This window comes from Fructilactobacillus sp. X7R4C1 (assembly GCF_059901115.1).
Window position 1 is genome coordinate 1 of the sequence record NZ_JBWXVD010000020.1, and the last position, 278, is coordinate 278.

Below are 278 nucleotides of genomic sequence, written 5' to 3' on the forward strand. Positions count from 1 at the left end.
ACCAGAGGAAAGCTGACGCTCATTAAGATCAATTATTGTATATTTGCTTTTTGGAGGGGTAACAAAAGTGACCATGATACTGTTAAGGTGCTTACTAAGTTCGACTTTTTTTATAGTAAGAGGGGTGTGATCAAATTCGGTTGAGGCCGTTTCTTTGGAGTCCATGTTCCACAGCAACGTAAGAACACTTATTCCGATTATGCAAAGAGCCAAGATGATCCAAAGATAGCGCCTTTTTTTTAAAAGCATTGATGAACCTCCTTGAATGACGTTTTATT

At 38.1% G+C, this 278-nt stretch carries 1 pseudogene; it reads right to left on the bottom strand.

Annotation, left to right across the window (positions count from 1 at the left end):
• Window positions 1-249: pseudogene (locus AC6UC9_RS06985) on the bottom strand (hypothetical protein); the annotation flags it as partial.
• Window positions 250-278: the final 29 nt, after the last annotated feature.